The organism is Burkholderia cenocepacia, assembly GCF_014211915.1.
GTDB classification, from domain to species: Bacteria; Pseudomonadota; Gammaproteobacteria; order Burkholderiales; family Burkholderiaceae; genus Burkholderia; species Burkholderia orbicola.
The window spans coordinates 459,954-479,639 of the sequence record NZ_CP060041.1 but is presented as its reverse complement, the minus strand read 5'-3'; the positions used below and the strand labels follow the sequence as shown (position 1 = coordinate 479,639).

Sequence of the window (19,686 nt, the reverse complement as noted above, 5' to 3'; positions counted from 1 at the left end):
CGGCGTCGGCCGCCCGCATTACAATCGCAAGCTCGTCTCCTTCTCGAGGATGGCTGAACGATGAATGCGGAACTCGACGACGACGAACTCATTCGCTTCGACGCGCACGGCGGCACGCCGCTGCCGGCAGCCGACGCCGAAGGGTGGCTCGACCACGACGGCGCGCGCATCTGGCACGCGTCGTTCGGCCGGGGGCCGGCGGTCGTGCTGCTGCACGGCGGCCTCGGCCACGGCGGCAACTGGGGCAACCAGGTGCCGGCACTGCTCGCGGCCGGCTACCGCGCGATCGTGATCGACAGCCGCGGCCACGGCCGGAGCACGCGCGACGAACGCCCCTACTCCTACGAACGCATGGCATCGGACGTGCTGGCCGTCCTCGACGCGCTGCAGGTCGACCATGCACGCTTCGTCGGCTGGAGCGACGGCGCATGCATCGCGCTCGTGCTGGCCGCGCGCGCACCGGAACGCGCGGCCGGCGTGTTCTTCTTCGCCTGCAACATGGATCCGGGCGGCACGAAGGAGATGGCGCCGAGCCCGCTGATCGACCGCTGCTTCGCGCGGCATCGCAAGGACTATGTGAGACTGTCCGCGACGCCGGAGCAGTTCGACGCGTTCGTCGCGGCCGTCAGCGAAATGATGCGCACGCAACCGAATTACACCGCGCAGGATCTCGCGGCGATCGCCGTACCGGTCGCGATCGTGCAGGGCGAGCACGACGAATTCATCCGGCCCGAGCATGCGGCATACCTCGCGCGGACGATCCCCGGCGCGACGTTGACGATCCTGCCCGGCGTGAGCCATTTCGCGCCGCTGCAGCGGCCCGCGCGGTTCAATGCGGCGATGCTGGCGTTTCTCGACCGGCTGCCGGGGTGATGCACGCACGGCCCGCCGGCGAGCGGGCGCGTGCGTCAGCCCGGGTTCAGACCATCGCGTTGTCGGCGCCCGGAATCTCGTGCGCCTTGATCTGCTTGCGCTGCAGCTTGTAGCGAAGCTTCCCGAGCATGCCGTCTTCGTGGCTGACACGCGTGATGTTCAGCACGTATTCGTCGTCCGGTGCGATGGCCTGGGCGCCCATGATCCATCGCACGCTTTCGCGATAGTCGTACAGCGACTTGTCGTTGATGTCGGCAAGGAAGAACGATAGCGCGGCCATCGCGGCCGGGTGACCGCCTTCGGCATGTCGGCGCAGTTCGTCGACGTAGCGATGGCGCGACGGATAGTCCTCGATGTCGCCGATGAACATCAGCATGCACTCCAGGCCGTCCGTATGCCCCATCTCGTGCGCCTTGCGCGCGGCCTCGACGGCCTCGGTCTGCATGCGCACGCGTTCGGCACGGTCCGTGCTGGTCTGCCCGATGTGATGGTACGTGTAGCCGAGCCGGTACGCTGCCATGTTGCCGCCGGCCTCCATCGATTCGCGGAAGTAGTGGGCGGCGCGGTACGGGTCGGCCTCGACATGCATGCCTTCCTTGTAGAAGCAGCCGAGCAGGTAGTCGCACGAATCGCCGCCCGCCTCGTAGCCGAGCTGGCAGATGGCGAGGGCATCGGCGGGGCGCCGGTTTTCATACTCGAACGCGGTGGCGATCTGGTTCCATGCGAGCGAGCCGGGCTCATTCTCGCGCGCGGCTTCGAGCCAGGCGTCGCCGCGCGCGTCGTCCTGGGCGAAGCCGAACGTGCCGGTGCGATGGGCGTAGCCGCGCAGGATCATCGCCGACGTGCAGGCGCGTGCGTCCGATGCACGTTCGATCGCGCGGGGCAGCCAGCCGCCCTGTGGATCGAGGCCGAGCGCCAGCCGCAAACCCATCGCCATGGCGCGGTTGTCGTCGATCGGCTCGTTGCGTTCGGCTTCCTGCAGCCGCGCGTAGGCCTGTTCGTACTCGCTGCGCTTGAAATGGCTGTACGCGAGCCAGTGCAGCGTCTCCCAGCGGTGGTACGGATGCAGCGCGGCCTGCGCACGCGCGAGCGTCGCGGTCATCGCGCGGCGCGCATCGTCTTCGTCGTCATCCGCGTCGAGCGTGTTGCCGGCGTAGTCGTCGCGCCAGATCTCGTGCAGCAGCCGGTCCTTCTCGATCGCATCGAGGTGCGCGCACGCGTCGGACGCGACGAACGCGCGAATGTGATCGTGCGAGCCGCCCCAGCGCGGCTGCATGTACCAGATGAACGTGCGCATCGGGAAGAACAGCGTCGGGTGGATGTGCAGCGTCGCCTCCATCCAGTACCACTTTTCCTTGCGCAGCTTCTTGCCCTGGACGGCGCCGGGCAGCGCGTCGGGAAATTCCGGCGGGCAGGCGGCCGGCACGTCGGGATTCAGTCCCGAACGCGCGAACATGTGCTGCAGTTCGGCGCGCGTGGCTTCGTCCTCGGCGCCGGCGTTCAGGTGCAACTCGGTGACGGGCCAGCGGCGCTCGCGCACGAGCTGCGCGAGCCACTCGGGTTCGCCGAACGACGACACGCTCGTGAAGATCACCATCGGCGCGCTCCACATCGTCGGCGCGAGCACCAGCGCGCGCAGCGCGGCGACGAGCGTCAGCGTCGCGCACGCATGCGCGCCGATCCAGCCGGCTTCGGTCACCGTTTCGGCCCACCCGCTGCCGCGGTACTCGTAGGCCCAGTGATGCCAGTAATGCGCTTCGCACAGCCATGCATGCGCGGAGCGCGGGTTCGCGGCCTGCCACGCGCGCAGGCGCGCGAGGCCTTCGGCGCCGGCGTCGATGCACGGCTGCACGTCGGCCGGCAGCGCGTCGACGTATCGCGCTTCGGCGGTGCGATCGGCGAAGCTGGCGGCGAGCGCGGCATCGAGTTGCGCGTCGAGCGCGGCATGGTCGCCCGCGCGCAGCAGCGCGTCGACGTCGCAAATGTGCCAGCGGGATGGCGCGGGCGGAATCAGGTCGGCGGAAGCGGAGGACATGTCGGTATCGGCGGTCATGACGAAACGGGTTGGGGATCGAAGATGCGGTAGCGCTTCCACGGCAGCGCAAGCCAGTTTCCGGACGGATTGCGCAGGTGCTCGCGCACTTCCTGCGTGGCGCGCGACGACGCGGGGCCGTCCTGGCCGCTGCCGCGCAGCCACTGCTGGCGCGCCCGCGCATACGCGAGCCCGAAATCTTCCCAGCTGTCGAAGCTGTCCTGCGCGCGCTGCGCATTGAGCAGCAGCACGACCCACGCGTGCTGTTCGGACGCCCAGCCGAGCAGCGCGATGCAGCGCACGAGAAACGCGGTGCGCGCGCAGTCGAACGCGAGTGCGTCGCGCACGCGCCCGAGCGCGGCGAGTTGCTCGTAGAAGCCGTCGTGCGAGCGACCGACGCCGCGAATCCAGCCCGCGAGGATCGACGGCACGCGCTGCACGATTTGCCACTCGGGCAGGTCGGCCGGCAGGTCGAGTTCGCGCCGCAGCTGGCGCGCGAGCTGTTCGCGCTGCGAGTCCGGCAGCGTATAGACGAGGTCGTCGCAATCGCAGCGCAGCCCGTTGCGGATCAGCAGGATGTCGGCCAGCGCGAGCGCCCAGCGGCGGCGGTTCGGCGGCGCCTGCTCGGCCTGCGCATGCGCGAGCCGGACGGCCGTGGTTTGCCGCACCGGCACCGCGCCGTCGGCGCCCGCGGCCTGGTCGGCGTCGACTTCGCGCACCAGCCGCGCGGCGACCCGGAACGAGCGCCATACGTACCACACGAGCCATAGCACGGCCGCGCCAAGCAGCAGTTTCAGCATGATGGACTCCCGTCCGCCGGCACGGGCAACGCGAACGCCGCGCACAGCGCGGGATCGATCGCGATGCCTTCGATCTCGAATGCGGCCGTGGCCGGCGGTGCGTCGGGCGTGCGCGCGGCGGGCAGCGCATCGGCCGGCAACGCATGGCGCGCGGCCGCCGCGACGGCCGGATCGATCTGCCGCAACTGGCCGAGCGCATAGGGTGCGTTGCGCAACAGCAGCCATTGCAGCACGGCCGGCGGCTGCTCGAAATGCTCGATCAGATGGAAGTTGGCGCTCATCACGCTCAGCAGATGGTCGGGCGAGCGCACGTCGGTGACGAAGGTCCAGGCGCCGGTGGCCGCGCCCGGTGCATCCGGCTCGAACACGAGGCCCATGCCCTCGCAATCGGGGTGACGCTCGCCGCGCGGCGCGAGCGCGCGCAGGAACTGGCGGACGTCGTCGGCATAGCGGCGCACCGGATGGCGATTCTGCTTGCCCTTGATCTGGTCGATGCGCAGGCCGTCGCCGCTGACCTGCAGGCTGATCGTCACATGCGGCTGGTTGCCCGCGCCGCGCAGCGTGAACAGGCGCAGCCGGCCGTCCCGCGCGGCTTGCGCGTACTGCTCGCCGTAGCCGCCGCGCAACCGGCGGCGATCGGCGAACTGGCCGAGGCAGTGCTGCATGTAGTACGACTCGTACGCGAGCTCCTCACGCAGCGCCGCATGATCGCCGACGAATTCGAACACGATCCCGTTCGGCGTACGCAGTACCTCGCGCAGCGCGAGGCCGCTGCTCGGCACCCAGCCTTTGTCGCGGCGCGCCTGCATCCGCTGGTGCTCGCGTTCCCACATGTCGAGCGCCATCGCGCAGGTGATGCGCTGCAGTTTCTGCGCGAGCCGCGTGCCGGCGCGCGAGCGCAGGAATTCGACCAGCACGCGTTCGCGATCGATCAGCAGCATGTGCTCGGAATCGATGAAGTAGAGCGGCGTCGGCTCGGCGGCGGGCGGTAGCGCCGCGTCGGCCGCCGCGCCGGAGGTCGCGGGGGTCGCAGATGCCGGTTGCGCGCGGAACCGGCGCACGAGCCATTCGGGTGCCGGCCGGTCGGCGCCGGCGAGCGCGCGGTAATCGGCGAGCGAAGCGAGCGGCTGCGCCTGCTCGAACGCACCGACGACCCAGCGGAAGAAATGATTGCCGAGCCATGCGCGGATCTCGGCCGGATCGCCGCGCGCGGCGCTGCGGCGGGCGATGGCCGCCTTGATGTCGGGCGCATTGACGACATCGCGCGGCCGATAGGCCGACGCGGCCAAGGTTTCGGTCACGGGCTCACTCTCCGGTCGGGCAGGGCGTGCGCGGGCGGTGCGCGCGGGACCCTGGCGGTTCTTCTGACTCAACGGCGAAACGACGAGCGTACGCGCGCAAACAAACGCGGCGGCGTCGCGTAGTCCGGTTCAGGTCGGGCGGTGCGTGAACGTCACGCGAGCGCGCGGGAGCCGATGACTCGGGAGCGGACGAGCGGAAAAGGGCGATTCATGGATTCTCTCAGGTCGGATCTTATTTTTGGCTTCCGCGAGTCTACTTCGATCCGTGCGGATGAATCAATCGCGCGGCTGGCCGGCACCCGTGGATCTGACAAGACTTATCTCTTTTTCGTCGATTTTCGACGCGGCGCCATTCGGCCGCCGGATTCGATGCTGTTAAAACCGACAGGTTTTCCCGGAAAACGGGTGAGTGGTCCGGCCATGGCGGCTGCCTCGTCCCGCATTCCGCCTATTTCATAAGTTTTTCTTTCGGCTCGCGCAACATATCGTCGATTGTTGGCGGTCGGACGGTAGCGGATAGTCCTGCTTCGACAGGACGGCCGCCGCCTTTTCCGCGCGGCGCGGCCGGATCTGTTGTCCATGCAACCATCGGAAATAGAAGGAACCGCCCTCATGCGATTCAATGCGACACGTGTCGCCGCGACCCTGTTCGTCGCCGCATGCGCGACCGCCACGGCCGGTCGCGCGGCCGCCGTCACGCAGGACGACCTCCACGACACCGTCACGCGCCATATCGCGCCGCTGATGAAGCAGTATGCGATCCCCGGCATGGCGATCGGCATCGTCGCCGACGGCAAGCCGCAGGTGTTCGACTACGGCGTGATGTCGAAGCAGACCGGCAAGCCGGTGACCGGCGACACGCTCTTCGAGATCGGTTCGGTCAGCAAGACGCTGACCGCGACGCTCGCCGCGGACGCGCAGGAGGGCGGCGAACTGTCGCTCGCGGACCCGGTGGCCAGATATCTGCCCGAGTTGCAGGGCAAGCCGTTCGGCGTCGTCACGCTGCTTCAGCTCGGCACGCACACGCCCGGCGGGACGCCGCTGCAGGTGCCGGACAGCATTCGCGACGATGCGGACCTGATCCGCTACCTCGACGCGTGGCGGCCCGAGTATGCGCCGGGCACGCACCGCAAGTATTCGAACGTCGCGATCGGCATGCTCGGCTGGCTCACCGCGAAGGCGATGCACGAGGATTTCGCGACACTGATGGAGCAGCGGCTCTTTCCCGCGCTCGGGATGACGCACACGTACATCGACGTGCCCGCCGCGCGCATGGCCGACTATGCGCAGGGCTACACGAAGGACGGCAAGCCGGTGCGGATGACGCAAGGCATGCTGTGGCAGCCGGCGTACGGCGTGCGGACCACGGCGGCCGACCTGCTGCGCTTCGTGCAGGCGAACCTGGGGATGATCCAGACGGCGCCGCGCCTGCAGCGCGCGATCGAACGCACGCACGCCGGCTATTTCCGCGCGGGGCCGCTGACGCAGGACCTGATCTGGGAACAGTATCCGTACCCGGTCGCATTGCCGACGCTGCTGGCCGGCAACGCGCCGAAGATGCTGTTCGACGCGGTGCCGGCCAGCGCGATCCAGCCGCCGCTCGCGCCGAACCCCGCGACCTGGATCAACAAGACGGGCTCGACCGGTGGCTTCAGCACGTACGTCGCGTTCGTTCCCGCGAAGCGGATCGGGATCGTGATGCTCGCGAACGGCAACGTGCCGATCGAGGACCGCGTGAAGGTCGCCTACCGGATTCTCGGGTCGCTCGGCGACGGGCGGTGACGTCGCCATGCCCGCCTGTCGGGAAATGCCCGTGATGGGCGGGCAAGCCGGTGCGCGGCGAGCGCGACACCGGTCGACGGAGGCGGACCGATCGAGCATCGCATGGGGCGGAATCACGGGCGGGGCCGCGCTCGACGACGCGCGGCCGGCGGCGCGAGATCACAGCGAACGGCTGCACGCCCATCGAAGCGGGTTTCGTCCGACACGACCCATCATCCCGCCGCGCGCAAAACTGTTTTAGCGATTCACCTCTTCCGCCGACGGCACCGGCCGTCGATACTGCGACGCACGATATTTCGCGAGACGTGCGCCGCATGGCCCGCCTCGCTTCCCGGAGCAGCGGATGAAAGGCAGCAGGATATTCGTGACGGGCGCGACCGGCTACATCGGCGGATCGGTGGCCGCGCGGCTCGTCTCGGCCGGGCACGTCGTCACCGGCTTGACGCGCGATGGCGACAACGCCGCGAAACTCGCGGCGGCCGGCATCATGCCGGTCGTCGGCACGCTCGACGACACGGCGCTGCTGCATGCGTTCGCGCGCGACGCGGACTGCGTCGTCAACGCGGCGAGCAGCGATCACCGCGAGGCCGTCGAGACGATCATCGCGGCGCTGAGCGGCTCGGGCAAGGCGTTCCTGCACACGAGCGGCACGAGCGTGATCGCGGACGATGCGCAGGGCGCGCACGGCGATGCGATCGTGTTCGACGAAACGACGCCGATCGTCCACCCCGCGAAGGCCGAGCGCCGCGCGATCGACCGGCTCGTGATGTCGGCCGCCACCCTCGGCATCCGCTCGGCCGTGATCTGCAACAGCATGATCTACGGCGACGGCCTCGGGCTGCGTCGCGACAGCGCGCAACTGCCGCTGCTCGCGGCCATCGCGCGCGACGCCGGCGCGGTGCGCGTGATCGGCAAGGGGCTGAACCGCTGGTCGAACGTGCACGTCGACGATGTCGCCGATCTCTATCTGCGCGCGGTCCATGCCGCGCCGCCGGGCGCGTTCTACTTCGCGGAAAACGGCGAAGCGTCGTTCGCGGAAATCGGTCTTGCGCTCGCCGCGCGGCTCGGTTTGCGCTCGGTCGTCGAATGGGACGTCGCCGATGCCGTCGAGGTGCTCGGTCACTCGCGTGCGCATTTCTCGCTCGCCTCGAACAGCCGCGTGAAGGCGCTGCGGGCGCGACGGGAACTCGGGTGGGCGCCGCGGCACGGCGCGATGCTCGACTGGATTCGCCACGAGATGCCCGTCGCGGCCTGACGCTGCCGCACCGCGTTGCCTGCTGAAACGCGCGTCGATCCGCGCGTGCTTGCAGGCCCGGCTGCCCGTTTCACATCCGAATATTCCGACAATATTCGCCGCGCATTATTGAATCGAAATCAACTATGATTCGCACGCGAACCCGCTTATCAAAGCGGCGCGGCGGCACTATCGTGACGGTCCCTGATACCGCTGACGACTGCCGACCATGAAGACGACCCTCGACGAGATGCTCGCGTTCGTGACTATCGCCGATACCGGTTCATTGACGGGCGCGGCGGACAAACTGCATCAGCCGACCTCGGTGATGAGCCGGATTCTGCGGCGTCTCGAGGAGAAACTCGACACCACGCTGATCCGCCGCACGACACGCCGCCTCGAAATGACCGAGGAGGGCAAGCTCTTTCTCGACTACGCGCGCGAGATCATCGCGTCGGTCGAATTCGCCGAGGAACAGATCGTCAGCCAGCGCGAGGCGCCGGCCGGGCGGTTGCGGATCAATGCGGCGATGCCGTTCATGCAGCATGTGATCGCGCCGATGATGCCGGGCTTTCGCGACGCGTATCCGGCGATCGAGGCCGAACTTCATACGAGCGACGAGATCATCGACCTGCTCGAACAGCGCACCGACGTCGCGATCCGGATCGGCGAGCTGCGCGATTCGACGCTGCATGCGCGCCGGCTCGGCAGCAGCCGGCTGCGCATTCTGGCGGGCCCGGCCTATCTGGAGAAAGCCGGCGTGCCGGCGAGCGTCGCCGATCTCGCGAACCACACGCTGCTCGGCTTCGTGCAGCCGGAAACGCTGAACCACTGGCCGCTGCGCACCGCGGACGATGGCGTGTACCGCATTCATCCGGCGCTGCAGGCGTCGAGCGGCGAGACGCTGCTGACGCTCGCGCTCAATGGCGCGGGCGTCGTATGTCTCGCCGACTACATGACGGGCACGCATCGCCGCGATGGCAGCCTCGTCGAACTGCTCGTCGACGACACCCTCGAGTTCCGCCAGCCGATTCATGCGGTGTTTTATCGCAACACGACGCTGTCGTCGCGCATCGTCAGCTTTCTCGACTATGTGAGCGCGCAGTTGAAGGCAGGCGGCGACATCGATTGATGTCGATGCCGCCCGCACGGGTTCACGCCACGTAAAAGGGCGACGGGTTCGAATGACATCGAACCCGTCGCCCTTCGCGCATGATCGAACCCGAACCGCGCGCTTACTGCCCCAGCGCACTCATCAGCCTGACCCGGCTCAGCGTTTCCTCGGTGCGCGCCCGTGCGAGCGAATCCTCGGCCGCGAGCAGCGCACGCTGCACTTCCAGCGTATCGATGAACGCCGATTCGCCGCTGCGCCACGACCGGTTGATCTGCGTATACGCACCCCGCGCATTCGACACCGCGCGCTCGAGGCGTTCGGTCCGGCCGTGATTTCGGGCGGTCGCGGCCACCGACGTCTCGACGTCGCCGACGGCCGTCAGCACGGCCGTGCGATAGGCGGCGAGCGCCTGGTCGGCCTGCGCGCGCCGCAACGCGACGACGCTGCGGCGCCGGCCGCCGTCGATCAGCGGCGCGCTCGCGCCGGCGCCGGCCATCCATACGAGCGAACGCGCGAGCGACGCGCCCGAGAAACCGTCGATCGCCGCGCCGATCACGCCGATCAGTTGCAGGTGCGGCTTCAGGTCGGCCTCGGCGACGCCGATGCGCGCATAGGCCGCGACGACGCGCGCCTCGGCCGCGCGCACGTCGGGCCGCCGACGCAGCAGGTCGGCCGGCGTGCCGATGCCCGGCGCGCCGGCGGTCCACACCGGCTCGGGCGCGGGCGGGTCGAGCCGCGCATAGATATCTTGCGGCGTCGATGCGGTGATGATCGACAGCCGGTGAATCGCGGCCTGCCGCTGCAGTTGCAGCGCGGGCAGTTCGGCCAGCGTCGTTTCCGTCTGCGCGGCGGCGCGGTCGACGTCGGCGATCGGCACGACGCCCGCGTCGAACAGGCGCCGTGTCGATTCCTCGGTGCCGCGCTGGCTCGACGCGTTGGCCTCGACCAGCGCGAGCCGCTGTTCGAGGCCGCGCACCGTCACGTAGGTGCGCACGGTTTCGTCGATCGTCGCGATCCGCACGGCCGCCGCATCGTTTTGCGCGGATGCGATATCCGCGTCGGCTGCCGACACCCCCTGGCGGATGCGGCCGAAGATGTCGATTTCCCATGCGAGGCTCGCATTCAGGTCGAACGCGTTGCCGGTCGTCGGCGTATCGGTCGGGAACGCCTGCGATGCGGACTGCCGCTGACGGCCGGCGCCGGCATTCAGGTCGACGGACGGGAACCATTGCGACGCCGCGCCGATCCGTACCGCGCGGGCCGCGTCGATGCGAGCGACGGCCGCCTGCAGGTCGAGGTTGTTCGCGAGCGCGGTGTCGACCAGCCGGTCGAGGATCGGATCGCGGAAGCCATGCCACCACGCACCGGTGTCGGCGGCCGGGCCGCCGGCCGCGAGATCCGCGTTCGCATAGGTCGCGGCCAGCGGCGGCGGGGTGACGGTGGCGACCGGCGCGCTCGTGCACGCGGTCAGGACGGCCGCCGCGGACAGCGCGGCCACGAGTCGAACGAACTTCATTGCACAGCCTCCGTCGCGACGGCTGCGACAGCGGTCTTGCGCATCGCGAGCCGGCGAACCATCACATAGAACACGGGCGTAAACAGCAACCCGAAGAACGTCACGCCGATCATCCCGAAGAACACCGCCGCGCCGACGGCCTGGCGCATTTCCGCACCCGCGCCTTCGGAGATCACGAGGGGCAGCACGCCGAGGATGAACGCGAGCGACGTCATCACGATCGGGCGCAGCCGCTGCACGCATGCCTCGACGACGGCCTCGACGAGCTCGGCGCCGTCGGCCTCCAGCTGCCTGGCGACCTCGACGATCAGGATCGCGTTCTTCGCGGCGAGCCCGACCAGCACGATGAAGCCGATCTGCGTGAGGATGTTCACGTCCTGGCCGAGCGCGCGCACGCCGAGCGACGCGGCCAGCAGGCACATCGGCACGATCAGCAGGATCGATACCGGCAGGCTCCAGCTGCCGTACTGCGCGGCGAGCACCAGGTAGACGAGCAGCACGCACAGCGGGAACACGAGCAGCCCCGTGTTGCCGGCCGTGGTCTGCTGATACGACAGATCGGTCCACTCGAACGAAATGCCGGGCGGCAGCACCTGCTTCGCCAGCGTCTCCATTGTCTTGATCGCGAAGCCCGAGCCGAGGCCCGGCGCGGTATCGCCGTTGATTTCGGTGGCCGGATACAGGTTGTAGCGCGGTGCGCGGTCGACGCCGAGCATGTCGTCGATGCGCGTCACGCTGCCGATCGGCACCATCTCGCCGTCGCGGTTGCGCACCTTCAGCCGCGCGAGATCCGACGCGCCGACGCGGAACGGCAAGTCCGCCTGCGCGGTCACGCGATAGGTGCGCCCGACGATGTTGAAGTCGTTGATGTAGGTCGAACCGAAATACGTCTCGACCGCATCGTTGATCGCCTGGCTCGGCACGCCGAGCATCTCGGCCTTCTCGCGGTCGAGTTCGACGTGCACCTGCGGGCTCGTCGCGGAGTAGGGCGTGTAGACGCCGACCATGCCGGGCGTGCGGTTCGCGGCCGCGACGAGATCCTGCGTCGCCTTCGCGAGCGCGGCGGTGCCGAGGCCGTTGCGGTCTTCGAGCCGCATCGCGAAGCCCCCCGTGCTGCCGAGCCCCTGCACCGGCGGCGGCATCGCGACGACGATCGACGCTTCGGTGATGGTCGCGAGCCGCTTGCGCATCTCGGCGGCGATCGTGTCGATCGTCAGGCCGCGCGCCTTGCGTTCCGGCCAGGGCTGGAACACCGGGAACAGGCCGGCGCTGTTCGCCGAGTTCGTGCCGGTCGCCGCGTTGACGCCGGAGAACACCGGTACGCGCGCGACCCCGGGCACCGACAGCGCGATGTCCTCGATCTTGCGCGCGACCGCGCTGGTGCGTTCGAGCGTCGCGCCGTCGGGCATCCGCACGAGCACGACGAGGTAGCCGCGATCCTGCGCGGGAATGAAGCCCTTCGGGCTCGATACGAGCAGGTAGCCGGTTGCGGCAATCAGTACCACGTACAGTGCGGTCATGGCGGGGATGATCCGGACGACTTTCCGGACCAGCCGGCCATACGCATCGGACAGGCGCTGGAACAGGCGGTTGAACGCGTTCGAGAAGCGTCGCGCGACGCGCATCGCCGGCGCGAACAGCATGGCGATGCGTGAGGTCGGCGCGGGTGCGTCATGGTCGCCGGCGTGCGCTTTCAGCATCATCGCGGACAGCGCGGGCGCGAGCGTCACCGACGTGAAGAACGAGATCGCGGTCGACACGGCGATCGTCACGCCGAACTGACGGAAGAACTGGCCCGAGATGCCGGGAATGAACGAGGTCGGCACGAACACCGCGCACAGCACGAGCGTGATCGCGAACAGCGCGCCGCCGACTTCCTTCATCGTCAGCAGCGTCGCGTCGCGTGGCCCGGCGCCGGCCGCCAGGTGCCGCTCGACGTTCTCGACCACGACGATCGCGTTGTCGACGACGATCCCCACCGCGAGCACGAGGCCGAACAGCGTCAGGTTGTTGATCGAGTAGCCGAGCACGGCCATCGCCGCGAACGTGCCGACGAGCGATACCGGAATCGACAGGATCGGGATGATCGACGGCCGCCAGCCCTGCAGGAACAGCAGCACGACGAACACGACGAGCACGACGGCTTCGTAGATCGTCTTGACGAGTTCGTGGATGCTGTCGCCGATGAACGCGGTCGGGTTGTAGCCGATGTTGTAGACGATGCCCTTCGGGAAGTCGCGGGACAGTTCGGCCATCTTCTTCTCGACCGCGGCCATCGTCGCGACCGCGTTCGCGCCGGGTTGCTGCAGCACCTGCAGCGCGATCGTCGGATGGCGCAGCATGTAGCTGTCGGTCGCATACGCGAGCGCGCCGACTTCGACGCGAGCCACGTCCTTCAGCCGCACGAGCCTGCCGTCCTTGCCCTGCTTGACGACGATGTCGCTGAAATCCTCGGGGCGCTTGAGCCGCCCCTCGAAGACCAGGTTCGGCTGGAACGCCTGGTTCGTGATCGGCGCCTGCGCGACCACGCCGCCCGCGAGCTGCGTATTCTGCGCGCGTACCGCGGCGATCAGGTCGGCCGGGCTCAGGCCGAACGACGCGACGCGCTCGGGGTCGAGCCAGATGCGCATCGAGTATTCGCGCGCGCCGAGCGCGTTGATGTCGCCGACGCCTTCGATCCGCTTGAGCACGTCCGCGACGTTGCGGATCGCATAGTTCGATACGTACAGCGGATCGTAGCGCTGGTCCGGCGAGTACAGGAAGATCGTGCCGAGCTGCGTCGGCGACGACTTGCGTACCGACACGCCGCTGCGCTGCACGGGCTCGGGCAGACGCGGCGTCGCGAGCGCGACGCGGTTCTGCACGAGCACCTGCGCCTTGTCGACGTCGGTGCCGGGCTTGAACGTCACGGTGATGTTCAGGCTGCCGTCGGACGTCGCCTGGCTGTACATGTACAGCATGTCTTCCACGCCGTTCACTTCCAGTTCGATCGGCGTCGACACCGTTTGCGAGACCGTTTCCGCGGAGGCGCCCGGATAGGTCGCCTGGATCACGACGGTCGGCGGCGCGATGTCCGGATACTCGGATACCGCGAGCGAGAAATAGGCCAGCGCGCCCGCGATCGTCAGCACGATCGACAGGACGATCGCGAGCACCGGCTGCTGGACGGACAGGCGGCCGAGGTTCATTGCGCGCTCCCGGTCGTGCCGCTCGCCGCGCGGGCCACCGCGGCCGCTTCGATCGCGCGCGGCACGGCCTTGACCTTGTCGCCGGCCTGCACGCGCTGGAAGCCGTCGACGATCACGGTATCGCCCGCGTTCAGCCCCGCATCGATCTCGCGTAGGTTGCCGTACAGGCGGCCGGGCGTCACCGGGCGGATCGCGACGGTGCCGTTCGCGTCGACGAAGTACAGCACGCGGCGCGTCGCATCGGTCGCGACCGCCGCATCCGGCACGAGCAGCGCAGGGTGCGCGACGCGGCTCGACAGATACACGCGGCCGAACTGGCCAGGGCTCAGGCGCCGGTCCGGATTCGCGACGCGCGCACGCTGGCGCAGGGTGCCGGTCGAGTCGTCGAGACGGTTGTCGACGAAATCCATCGTCCCCGTCAGCGACGGCTGCACGTCGCCCGGCAGCGCGATCGCGACCTGCCGCGACGACGCGTTGCCGCCGCTTTTCCGTGCTTCGCGCGTATAGCGCAGGTAGCTTTCCTCGTCGACGTCGAAGTAGATGTCGATCGGGTCCTGCGACACGATCGTCGTCAGCACGGTCGCGTCGCTGTCGCCGCCTTTCACGAGATTGCCCTCGCTCACGAGTTTGCGGCTGATGCGGCCGGACATCGGCGCGACGATGCGCGTGAACGACAGGTCGAGCCGCGCGCGTTCGAGTGCGCCTTGCGCGCTGGTCACCTCGGCCTGCGCGCTTTGCACCGCCTGCCTGCGCTGGTCGTAGAGGCTCTGCGCGATCGTGTCGGTCTTGATCAGGATGCTCGCGCGCTCGAAATCCTGCCGGCTCAGCTTCAGTTGCGACTGCGCGCGTTCGAGCGCGCCCTGCGCGGCGGTGACGGCCGCCTGGTACGGGCGCGGGTCGATGACGAACAGCAGGTCGCCCTTGCGGACGGTCGCGCCGTCCTGGAACGCGACCTTGTCGAGATAGCCGCTCACGCGCGGGCGCACGTCGACGGTGTCGACCGCCTCGAAGCGGCCGGTGTAGACGTCGACGTCGTTGACGTCGCGCGCGACGGGCGCGCTGACGATCACGCTCGGCGTCGTGGCCGGGGCCTTGTCGTCCGACTGGCAGCCGGACAACGCGACGAGCGCGGCCAGCGGAACGGCGGCCAGCGCGGCCGATCGCGCGATGCGCTTCAATCCTGGATATCGGTTCATATGCGTACGAGATGGCGAGTGGGGCGCGTGGCGCCTGACGGTGCGAAGTATCGTGCGCGGCGCGTGCCGGATAAACGGATGAAGCGGCATAAGAACTTGTACTGCGCAGTCACGAATCGCTGCCTGCGGCGGCCACGCGCGAGCCGGTTTCGCGGAGCAGGGCGACGGAGCGCAAGGGCAGCGACGACGCGCGGCCCGAATGCCTGTTCAGGCGATTCGGGCCGGCCATGCGGAGGGGATGGACGAGCGGTTGCGCGTATCGAAAGGCGTGCTTGCTTGCACGCCGACGTGACTCAATGACCGCGATAGATCGAGTTGCGGCCGTTGATCATCATCGCGCGGCCGGATTCGCCGCTCGTGCGGGCTTCACTGCCGTAACCGGTGTTGTCCGCGGTCGGGGCGGCGTTCGGGGCGGATTGCGCGACGGTGTTTTCACGCACACGCTGTTCGGCGGCGAGGATTGCGGCCGGGTACTGGTTGTGATCCAGCGCCGGGGTGTAGCCGACGGCCGCGAGACGGGCCATCTCGGCCTTCACGTCGGCGCGGGTCAGCGGATGGTCGGCTTGTTGCGCGAACGACAGCGCCGGTGCGGAAAGGATCAGTGCTGCAAGGGTGGAAGAAACGAGCGTTTTCATCGTGGGTACCTGTCTGGTTGAGTGAGCCGCAACCACCGTCGACCACGTCGATGTCGTTGCGAGTGCAGCCAATATAGGTACGCCGGCACTCGGGAAAAACGGCCGCCGCGCCAAATCATTTTTGATCCTGCGTCACGAATCGAACGTGGATTCGGTCGGCAGCCTTGCCGGTCGGGCGTCTCGGCCGAACACCGCGCCGGAGCCGGTGTTCGAAACAGGCCGCAAATCCCTGTATCAGACCTCGCGGGACTCAAGTGTGTCGAATTCCGTCTTGGACAGACTTAACCCGTTTCCCTAGACTGAACTCGCTTTCCTTTACTCCCTGGAGAAAATCATGAGTCTCGAAGACAAGCTGCCCGGCAACAAGATCCTCGGTTTCGGTACGGCGCCGCTCGGCAACATGTTCCGCAACATCCCCGACGCGGAAGCCGCGGCCACCGTTGAAGCGGCATGGCAACACGGCATCCGTTATTTCGACTCGGCCCCGTTCTACGGCGCAGGCCTCGCGGAAATCCGCCTCGGCGACGCCTTGGCGAGCCATCCGCGTGACGAATACGTGCTGAGCACGAAGGTCGGCCGCGTGATCCTCGACGAAATCGAAGACGTGTCGGCGCGCGATCTCGGCGAAAAAGGCGGCCTGTTCGAACACGGCCGGCCGAACCGCATCGTCAACGACTACACGGCCGACGCGACGCTGCGCTCGATCGAGGACAGCCTGAAGCGCCTGCGCACCGACCGCCTCGATATCGTGTGGGTGCACGACATCGCGCAGGATTTCTACGGCGACGAATGGCTCGCGCAATTCGAAGTGGCGCGCAAGGGTGCCTTCCGCGTGCTGAGCAAGCTGCGCGAGGAAGGCGTGATCAACGCATGGGGCCTCGGCGTGAACCGCGTCGAGCCGATCGAACTGGTGCTCGACCTCGCCGAACCGCAACCGGACGGCATGCTGCTGGCCGGCCGCTACACGCTGCTCGATCACGAACGCGCGCTGCAGCGCGTGATGCCGGCGGCGGCCGCGCAGAACGTCGGGATCGTCGTCGGCGGCCCGTACAGCTCGGGCGTGCTCGCGGGCGGCACGCACTTCGAATACCAGAAGGCGTCGCCGGACATTCTCGCGAAGGTCGACCGGATCAAGGCGATCGCCGCGCGTTACGACGTGCCGATCAAGGCCGCCGCGCTGCAGTTCTCGATGTCGCATCCGGCCACCGTCGCGGTGATTCCGGGCGCGAGCCGTCCGGAGCGGATCGCGGAAGACCAGGCGGCGCTGAACGTGGCGATTCCGGCCGACTTCTGGCGCGAGATGCGTGAACAAGGTCTGATTGCGGCCAATGCGCCGCTGCCGACCGATCGTTGATCCTGAAAGGTGATGACATGGCACAGGCCCATGCAGGTATCGAGATCGCGGCGTCGGCCGACACGGTCTGGCAACTGATCGGCGGCTTCGGCGCACTGCCCGACTGGCTGTCGTACATTCCGGCCAGCGAACTGAGCGAAGGCGGGCGCGTGCGGCGTCTCGCGAACCCGGCGGGCGACGCGATCGTCGAGCGGCTGGTCGCGTTCGACGAAGCGGAACGCAGCTATACGTACGCGATTCTCGAAGCACCGTTCCCGGTCGTGAACTATCGCTCCACGCTGCGCGTGCGCGAGAACGGCCCGAACGCATCGAAGGTCGAGTGGTCGGGCACGTTCACGCCGCACGGCGCGACCGACGACGAAACCGTCCGGCTGTTCCGCGGGATTTATGAAGACGGTCTCGCGGAACTCGCGAAGCGTTTCGCGACGGCCTGACGGCGGCACATCGCATCGTGCGATGGGGGCGGGCTTTCCGGCTCCGGCCACGCCTTCGCCGCGGTTTCGACCGGCTGCGAAGGCGTTGGCGCACCTGTGGCGCGCGTCGATCGGGAATCGCGCATCGTACGACGAAGATCAGGGTTGCAAAGCAATCGGCACACTCGCTGCGGGTGCGCAACGCGCCGTGATGCAACGGCGCTTCGCGTGTTCATGGCTTCATTTTCCAGCTGCCGCGACGACCTCCTCGCCGGTCAGGATCTCGCGGAAGATGCCGACCAGCGGCCGCAGGTTGACCTTGTGCCATGCGGCCCACAGCGGCGTGCGGTAGCTGAACCACGGCAGCTCGCGCAGCACGACGCCTTCCGGCACCTGGTGACGCAGGCTTTGCTGGATCATCGTCACGCCGAGCCCGGCGGCGACGAGCCCGAGCGCCGCGAGCGGCTCGGTCGCTTCCACCGAAATGTCCGGCGAAAAACCGGCCTTCGCACAGGCCGCGACGAATGCGCCGTGCCGCGGCGCGCTTTCCTGCTGCGTGACGCCGATCCACGCCTGCGCGGCGAGATCGTCGGCGCTCAGCGTCTTCTTCTTCGCGAGCGGGTGTCCGTCGGGCAGCGCGAGCAGCATCGGATCGTTCAGCACCATCGTCGAATCGAGTTCCGGATCGTCCGGCGCGGGCGGCTCGGTCACGAGCGCGATGTCGAGGCTGCGTTCGCGCAGGCCTTCGAGCTGCGCGGCGGATGGATAGTTGTACAGCGCGATATGCACCGACGGGCGCTCGGCGCGCAGCGTTTTCAGCGCACGCGGCAGCACGCCCGAGTGGGTGGCCGTTTCCAGGTAGCCGATGCACAGGCCGCCTTCGTCGCCGCGGCCGAGCCGGCGCGCGAGCGATTCGAGCCGGTTCGCATGGCGCAGGAACGCGTGCGCTTCGCTGAGGAACGTGCGCCCGTCACGCGTCAGACGAATGCGCTGCTGGCTGCGTTCGAACAGCGTCAGGCCGAGCTTTTCCTCGAGCTGCGCGATCTGGCGGCTGAGCGGCGACTGCGAGATGTGCAGGCGTTCGGCCGCCCGGCCGACGTGTTCCTCTTCCGCGACCGCGATGAAATATTGAAGCTGGCGGATGTCGAGCATGTCAGACCTGATGGGACTCAATATTGATGAATTATGTCCCATTCGGACTTATTCGTGCAACCTGGGCCGGATTCACTTTCCTGCCGCACCAGGAGAAACGCGTGAGCCTCGACCATCGCCGCCGCGAAAGCTGCGTCAGCACGAAAGTCGGCGAAGACCGTCCATCGACGGAGAAAAGCGCGGGATGTTCACGCCTGGCCCGCGCGAACCGGCTGCGGCGCGACGGCTAGACGTCGCGCTCGCATGGGTCACACGAGCGAAACCGAGCCCGCGCTGCCGTCAGTTCCCGTACATGTCGAAGTCGAAATATTTCGCCTGGATCGTGTTGTAGGTGCCGTCGCCGCGAATCTGCGCGATGGCGCGATTCAGCGCGTCGCGCAGGTCGGTGTCGGCCTTGCGCACGCCGGCCGCATCGCCGTTGCCCATGATCTTCGCGTCGTACACCACGCCGCCCGCGAACGAGAAGCCCTTGCCGCGCGGCGTCGCGAGGAACCCGAGCTGGCCTTGCACGGCGTCCATCAGCACGCCGTCGACGCGCCCCGTGACGAGGTCCGCATACGCCTGGTCGTAGCTCGGATACGGCACGACCTCGACCTTCGCGGGCGCCCACTTCTCGCGCGCATAGGTTTCCTGGACCGTGCCCTGTTCGACCGCGACGCGCTTGCCGGCGAGCTTCGCCGCGTCCGGCAGCAGCCCCGACCCGGTGCGCGCGATCAGCCGCGTCTGGTTGCGGTACAGGCGATCGGTGAAGTCGATCTGCTGGCGCCGCTGTTCGGTCGCGGCCATCGACGACAGGATCACGTCGAACTTGCGCGCCTGCAGCCCGGGAATCAGCCCGTCGAAACTGCTCGACACCCACACGCATTTCGCCTTCAGCTTCGCGCACAGCGCGTTGCCGAGATCGATGTCGAAGCCTTTCACGCTGCCGTCGGTCGCGGTCGATTCGAACGGCGGGTAGGTCGGGTCGACGCCGATGCGGATGGTCGTCCATTCCTTCGCCGACGCCGGCGACGCGAAGGCCATCGCGGCGGCGGACAGGAGAATCGTGAGGCGCGTCTTCATGGTCAGGCTCCGTTCGTGTGGGGAAGAGTGGGCG

The 19,686-nt window shown here is 68.2% G+C and carries 16 protein-coding genes; 7 read left to right on the top strand and 9 right to left on the bottom strand.

Annotation, left to right across the window (positions count from 1 at the left end):
* Positions 1–60 precede the first annotated feature (60 nt).
* Entirely contained in the window at positions 61–873 is an 813-nt protein-coding gene (locus SY91_RS31365) for an alpha/beta fold hydrolase (protein ID WP_006481116.1), read from the top strand.
* 46 nt (positions 874–919) lie between these two features.
* Here SY91_RS31365 and SY91_RS31360 read toward each other — a convergent pair whose 3' ends face one another.
* Genes SY91_RS31360 through SY91_RS31350 form a run of 3 tightly spaced genes read right to left on the bottom strand, consistent with a single transcriptional unit; the run spans position 920 to position 5,006 of the window.
* A complete protein-coding gene (locus tag SY91_RS31360; protein WP_239068216.1) occupies positions 920–2,908 on the bottom strand; it encodes a DUF4034 domain-containing protein in 1,989 nt (662 codons plus the stop codon).
* Positions 2,909–2,922: 14 nt separating this feature from the next.
* Positions 2,923–3,705: a DUF1266 domain-containing protein gene (locus SY91_RS31355; RefSeq protein WP_023476385.1), complete on the bottom strand. Its 783-nt coding sequence runs from the start codon at positions 3,703–3,705 to the stop codon at positions 2,923–2,925.
* Positions 3,699–5,006: a hypothetical protein gene (locus tag SY91_RS31350; protein ID WP_006481119.1), complete on the bottom strand. Its 1,308-nt coding sequence runs from the start codon at positions 5,004–5,006 to the stop codon at positions 3,699–3,701. The genes SY91_RS31355 and SY91_RS31350 overlap by 7 nt, the downstream gene beginning before the upstream one ends.
* A 210-nt stretch (positions 5,007–5,216) precedes the next feature.
* Here SY91_RS31350 and SY91_RS31345 point away from each other — a divergent pair, with 210 nt between their 5' ends.
* The 4 genes from SY91_RS31345 to SY91_RS31330 all read left to right on the top strand — a co-directional run bounded on the left by SY91_RS31345 (position 5,217) and on the right by SY91_RS31330 (position 9,154).
* Positions 5,217–5,465, top strand: coding sequence for a hypothetical protein (locus tag SY91_RS31345; RefSeq protein ID WP_185921503.1), 249 nt, complete (start codon positions 5,217–5,219; stop codon positions 5,463–5,465).
* Between the two features lie 153 nt (positions 5,466–5,618).
* Positions 5,619–6,788 (top strand): class C beta-lactamase, encoded by a 1,170-nt coding sequence (gene ampC, locus SY91_RS31340; protein WP_023476383.1) that lies wholly within the window; start codon positions 5,619–5,621, stop codon positions 6,786–6,788.
* Between the two features lie 343 nt (positions 6,789–7,131).
* A complete protein-coding gene (locus tag SY91_RS31335) occupies positions 7,132–8,043 on the top strand; it encodes an NAD-dependent epimerase/dehydratase family protein (RefSeq protein WP_023476382.1) in 912 nt (303 codons plus the stop codon).
* Positions 8,044–8,251: 208 nt separating this feature from the next.
* Positions 8,252–9,154, top strand: a complete 903-nt coding sequence (locus SY91_RS31330; RefSeq protein WP_023476381.1) for a LysR substrate-binding domain-containing protein — start codon at positions 8,252–8,254, stop codon at positions 9,152–9,154.
* 103 nt (positions 9,155–9,257) lie between these two features.
* Here SY91_RS31330 and SY91_RS31325 read toward each other — a convergent pair whose 3' ends face one another.
* From SY91_RS31325 to SY91_RS31310, 4 genes are all read right to left on the bottom strand, one after another.
* A complete protein-coding gene (locus SY91_RS31325) occupies positions 9,258–10,652 on the bottom strand; it encodes an efflux transporter outer membrane subunit (RefSeq protein WP_124591814.1) in 1,395 nt (464 codons plus the stop codon).
* The gene (locus tag SY91_RS31320) at positions 10,649–13,840 is read right to left on the bottom strand and encodes an efflux RND transporter permease subunit (protein WP_023476743.1); all 3,192 of its coding nucleotides are present in this window, start codon (positions 13,838–13,840) and stop codon (positions 10,649–10,651) included. The genes SY91_RS31325 and SY91_RS31320 overlap by 4 nt, the downstream gene beginning before the upstream one ends.
* On the bottom strand, positions 13,837–15,018 hold the full coding sequence (locus SY91_RS31315; RefSeq protein WP_234621743.1) for an efflux RND transporter periplasmic adaptor subunit: 1,182 nt from the start codon (positions 15,016–15,018) through the stop codon (positions 13,837–13,839). Before SY91_RS31315 ends, SY91_RS31320 begins: the two co-directional genes overlap by 4 nt.
* 311 nt (positions 15,019–15,329) lie before the next feature.
* Complete coding sequence (locus tag SY91_RS31310) at positions 15,330–15,671, bottom strand: DUF4148 domain-containing protein (RefSeq protein ID WP_023476741.1); 342 nt, start codon at positions 15,669–15,671, stop codon at positions 15,330–15,332.
* Between the two features lie 334 nt (positions 15,672–16,005).
* Between SY91_RS31310 and SY91_RS31305 the strand changes: the two genes are divergently transcribed.
* Positions 16,006–17,025: an aldo/keto reductase gene (locus SY91_RS31305; protein WP_023476740.1), complete on the top strand. Its 1,020-nt coding sequence runs from the start codon at positions 16,006–16,008 to the stop codon at positions 17,023–17,025.
* A 17-nt stretch (positions 17,026–17,042) separates the two neighbouring features.
* Positions 17,043–17,459 (top strand): SRPBCC family protein, encoded by a 417-nt coding sequence (locus tag SY91_RS31300; RefSeq protein WP_023476739.1) that lies wholly within the window; start codon positions 17,043–17,045, stop codon positions 17,457–17,459.
* Positions 17,460–17,678: 219 nt separating this feature from the next.
* On the opposite strand, the gene SY91_RS31295 is transcribed toward SY91_RS31300, so the two are convergent.
* Positions 17,679–18,590, bottom strand: coding sequence for a LysR family transcriptional regulator (locus tag SY91_RS31295; protein WP_011549250.1), 912 nt, complete (start codon positions 18,588–18,590; stop codon positions 17,679–17,681).
* A 279-nt stretch (positions 18,591–18,869) separates the two neighbouring features.
* Positions 18,870–19,652 carry an ABC transporter substrate-binding protein gene (locus SY91_RS31290; RefSeq protein ID WP_006481129.1) on the bottom strand — a complete coding sequence of 261 codons (783 nt, stop codon included), beginning with the start codon at positions 19,650–19,652 and terminating at the stop codon, positions 18,870–18,872.
* Positions 19,653–19,686: the final 34 nt, after the last annotated feature.